This is a genomic window from Trebonia sp. (assembly GCF_049794275.1).
Classification (GTDB): domain Bacteria; phylum Actinomycetota; class Actinomycetes; order Streptosporangiales; family Streptosporangiaceae; genus Trebonia.
This window is the reverse complement of sequence record NZ_JBARCR010000542.1, coordinates 1-4,578: the sequence shown is the minus strand read 5'-3', so window position 1 is coordinate 4,578 and position 4,578 is coordinate 1. Positions and strand designations below refer to the sequence as shown.

The 4,578-nt window shown below is 70.8% G+C and carries 4 protein-coding genes; all 4 read left to right on the top strand.

Features of this window, described 5'->3' with window-relative positions:
• Positions 1–347 precede the first annotated feature (347 nt).
• On the top strand, positions 348–2,672 hold the full coding sequence (locus tag WA805_RS14900; RefSeq protein WP_422274783.1) for a xanthine dehydrogenase family protein molybdopterin-binding subunit: 2,325 nt from the start codon (positions 348–350) through the stop codon (positions 2,670–2,672).
• The gene (locus tag WA805_RS14895; RefSeq protein ID WP_422274785.1) at positions 2,669–3,130 is read left to right on the top strand and encodes a (2Fe-2S)-binding protein; all 462 of its coding nucleotides are present in this window, start codon (positions 2,669–2,671) and stop codon (positions 3,128–3,130) included. The genes WA805_RS14900 and WA805_RS14895 overlap by 4 nt, the downstream gene beginning before the upstream one ends.
• The gene (locus WA805_RS14890) at positions 3,127–3,948 is read left to right on the top strand and encodes an FAD binding domain-containing protein (RefSeq protein ID WP_424558714.1); all 822 of its coding nucleotides are present in this window, start codon (positions 3,127–3,129) and stop codon (positions 3,946–3,948) included. The genes WA805_RS14895 and WA805_RS14890 overlap by 4 nt, the downstream gene beginning before the upstream one ends.
• A 46-nt stretch (positions 3,949–3,994) precedes the next feature.
• Positions 3,995–4,578, top strand: a 584-nt coding sequence (locus WA805_RS14885; RefSeq protein ID WP_422289464.1) for a hypothetical protein, incomplete at its 3' end; no start/stop codon positions are given.

The window sequence follows — 4,578 nt, the reverse complement described above, 5'->3', positions numbered from 1 at the left end:
CGCCGGTGGCGATCACGAGCAGGGCGGCCGGCACCGCGACGACCGCCTCAGGCAAGCCGCGCGGCCGCCACACCGCCCAGCCGAGGACGACGACGAGGGCCGCCACTGAGACGGCCTCGGCGGCTGCGTTCGGCTGCGTTTCCTGCCCCCTTTTCTCGCTGGCGCCGATCGTATATCCGCGACCAGCGCCAATATTGTTTGGTGGTCACAATGTGACCACCGGAACAGCGCATCTACCTCATGTTTTGGGCACAAGTCCTGGCGTGTAACTTTGCATAAGCACGGGCTGGAAGTGGCTTCATCGTTCGGTGTAAGTTCGCGTGGAAAGCCGTAGCAGCGGAGGATTTATGAGCATTCTGGGCACGCGGGTCATCCGTACGGAGGATCCGCGGCTGTTGACCGCGGGCGGCGTCTACGTAGACGACCTGCGGGAACCTGAGCTGGCGGGTGCGGTGCGGGCTACCTTCGTTCGCGCGACGGTGGCGCATGCACTGATAACTGGCATAGACAAGTCGGAGGCGCTCACGCAGCCGGGTGTCGTCGCGGTGCTGACCGCGGCGGACATGACCGACCTGCCCGCGGCCGAGCCGCCAGGCGGCGAGGTGCCCGGACCTGACGAGCCGCCGGCCGAGGGGCCGGTGCCGCTCGGTGGGAAGTGGGCCGAGCCGCTGCTCGCGGTGGACCGGGTGCGGTTCGTCGGCGAGCCGGTGGCGATCGTGCTCACCGACAGCACGTACCAGGGCGAGGACGCGGCCGAGCTGGTCAGCGTGGACTATGAGGTGCTGCCCGCGGTGACCACGATCGCCGGCGCGTTCGCCGGCGAGAGCCTGCTGTTCCCCGACACGGGCACCAACGTCTGCGTCAGGGGCGGCCGGGACATCAGCGACGACAGCATCTTCGACGGCTGCGACGTCGTGGTCGAGGGCGACATCGTCAACCAGCGAGTCGCCTGCCTGCCGATGGAGGGCCGCGCGACGGCGGCGGCGTTCTCCGGCGGCAAGCTCACCGTCTGGGCGTCGACGCAGAACGCCCAGCTCGCCCGGCTGATCTTCACCGCGATCGGGCTGCCGCCCGACGCGATCCGGGTGGTCGCGCCCGACGTGGGCGGCGGGTTCGGCGCCAAGATCGGCGTCGACAGGGAGCAGATCGTCGTCGCGTGGGCCGCGAAGCACACCGGCAGGCCGGTGCGCTGGGTGGAGACTCGCAACGAGAACCTGATGGCGATGACGCAGGGCCGCGCGCAGTTGCACCACATCAAGATCGGCGGCGACCGGGACGGGAAGATCAAGGCCTACCGGCTCGACGTCATCCAGGACGCCGGCGCGTTCCCGCGGATGAGCGGGTTCCTGCCGATGCTGACCAATCTGATGGCGCCCGGCGTCTACGACATCCCCGCGGTGCAGGCCGACTACAAGGTCGTGGTCACCAACACGGCGCCGATCGCCGCCTACCGCGGCGCCGGCCGGCCGGAGGCCGCGGCGACGATCGAGCGGGCGGTGGACTGGTTCGCCGCCGCGGCGGGCCTCGACCCTGCCGAGGTGCGGAAGGCCAACTTCATCCAGCCTGACCAGTTCCCGTTCGTCACCAAGGCCGGCGCGCCGTACGACACCGGCGAGTACGAGTCAGCCCTGGAGAAGGTACTCGGCGCCGCGGACTACACGTCGCTGCGCGACGAGCAGCGGCGCCGCCGGGAGGCCGGCGACACCAGGCAGATGGGCCTCGGGCTGGCCAGCTACGTGGAGATCACCGCCGCCGACGGCGGCGCAGGCGAGACCGCGAAGGTCGAGGTGCACGACGACGGCACCGCGACCGTGTACACCGGGTCGTCGGCGCACGGCCAAGGGCACCACACGGCGTTCGCGATGATCCTGCAGAGCGAGACCGGCATCCCGATGGACAAGATCGAGGTCATCCACGGCGACACCGACCTTGTCCCGGACGGCGTAGGCACCTACGCCTCCCGCTCGCTCCAGCTGGGCGGGTCGGCCGTGCACAAGGCGGCGATCGAGGTCAAGGAGGAGGCGGCCAGGAACGCGGCCGCGCTGTTCGAGGCCGCGGAAGCGGACGTCGTGCTCGACGCTGACACCGGCACCTGGCACATCGCCGGCGACCCGGACAAGTCGCTGACCTGGGCGCAGGTCGCGGAACACGCCGACGGCGGGCTGATCGTCGCCAACGTGCGGTTCACCGCCGACCGGCCGACGTTCCCGTTCGGCACGCACCTGTCGGTCGTCGAGGTAGACACCGAGACCGGCAAGGTGACGCTGCTGCGGCACATCACCGCCGACGACGCTGGCCCGGTGCTCAACCCGGTCCTGATGGAGGGCCAGCGGCACGGCGGTATCGCCCAGGGCGCGGCGCAGGCGCTGTGCGAGGAGGTCCTCTACGACGTCGACGGGAACCCGCTGACCTCCACGCTCGCGGACTACGCCGCGATCACGGCCGCGGAGCTGCCGTCGTTCGAGCTGCTCACCAGCGAGACGCCGACCCCGGTGAACCCGCTGGGCGTCAAGGGCATCGGCGAGGCCGGCACGATCGGTTCTACGCCCGCGGTGCACAACGCGGTCATCGACGCGGTGTCGTACCTCGGCGTCCGGCACATCGACATGCCGCTGACACCGGAACGTGTGTGGACCGCCATCTCCGAAGCACAGAAGGCGAGCGCGAAGTGAAGGTCGAACTGACCGTCAACGGCAAGGAAATCAGCGCGGACGTCGAGGACCGCTTGCTGCTCGTGCACTTCCTGCGCGACGTGGCGGACCTCACCGCGACCAATATCGGCTGCGAGACGACCTCGTGCGGCGCCTGCACCGTGCTGCTTGACGGGGAGTCGGTGAAGTCGTGCACCGTGCTCGCCGCCCAGGCGGACGGGGGCTCGGTGACGACCCTCGAGGGGCTGGCCGCCGACGGCCAGATGCACGCCGTGCAAGAGGCCTTCCACCAGGAGCACGGCCTGCAGTGCGGGTTCTGCACCCCCGGCATGGTCATGGCGATCGTGTCGCTGCTGAAGGAGAACCCGTCGCCGACCGAGGCGGAGGTGCGGACCGGCCTCGAGGGCAACATCTGCCGCTGCACCGGGTACCACAACATCGTCAGGGCGGCGCTCGCCGCAGCGGAGGCGGGCAAGTGATCCCACCAGCGTTTACTTACGTGCGGGCCACGTCGGTCGACGAGGCCCTCGGGCTCGCGGCCGAGCACGGCGAGGACGCGAAGTACCTGGCCGGCGGGCACTCGCTGCTGCCGCTGATGAAGCTGCGGTTCGCCGCGCCAGGCGTGCTGATCGACCTCGGCAGGATCCCCGACCTCGCGTACGTGCGCGACGAGGGAACGTACGTGGCGGTCGGCGCGCTGACCAGGCACCACGACGTCGCTCACGCGTCGCTGCTCGCGTCCGACGTGCCGCTGCTCGCGCACACGGCCGAGGCCGTTGGTGACCCGCAGATCCGGCACCGCGGTACGATCGGCGGCTCGGTCGCGCACGGCGACGCGGCCTCCGACCTGCCCGCCACGCTGCTGGCGCTGGACGCCTCGTTCGTCATCCGCGGCCAGGACGGGACGCGGACGGTGCCCGCCACGGAATTCTTCCGCAGCATTTTCGAGACCGCGCTCGAGCCGGGCGAACTGCTCACGGAGATCCAGGTGCCCAAGCCGGCCAGCCCGGCCGCCTGGGGGTTCCAGAAGTTCACCAAGCGGGCGATCGACTGGGCCATCGTGGGCGTCGCCGTGCAGGGACAGGCGGTCGCGCTGGTCAACATGGGATCGACGCCGCTGCGCGCCACCGCGGTGGAGAACGCACTCGCGTCGGGTGCGTCGATCGCCGAAGCGGCCGCGCTGGCCGCGGAGGGGACCAACGCCGGGTCCGACATCCACGCGAGCAAGGCCTACCGCGAGCACCTGGCCCGCGTCCTGGTCAAGCGCGCCCTGGAGGACGCCGCCGCCCGCCCGTAACTCCGACGCTGACTCGGGTGCCCTGCGCGTGCGCCACAATGGAGTTGTGACGTTGCGCAGGGCGCTCACCAGACCGTTCCGCTACCCAGTGCGATGGCTGTCGTTCCTGGCCGGCGGCATCCCAGCGATCGTGCTGTTCCCGGCGCCCAGCCTGTCCTACCTGGCGTGGCTCGGCCTGGTGCCCGCGATGGCGCTGTTCACCCGCGCCGACACCACCAAAGAGGCGATCGCGCGCGGCTGGTGGTTCGGCGCCGCGTACCTGATCGCGATGCTGTACTGGATGGCGCCGGAGATCGGGCCTGGCCTGGTGCTGCTCGGCGCGGTGATGGGCTGGATGTGGTCGCCGTTCGCGGTCGCGGTCCGCCGGCTGCTCCGGCCGCCGGTGTCGTGGCCGCGCTTCGCCGTGGCCTTCATAGTGGTCCCGAGCTGCTGGCTCATCCCGGAGTGGATCAGGTCCTACCAGGGGCTCGGCGGTCCCTGGGCGCTGTACGGCGCGTCCCAGTGGCAGCACCCCGCGGTGCTCGCGCTGGCCGCCGTCGGGGGAGTGTGGCTGGTCAGCGTGGCCCTCGTGATGGCCAACGTGGCGATCACCGCGGCGCTGGGCGCCGCCTTCCCCGCCGCGTTCGCACC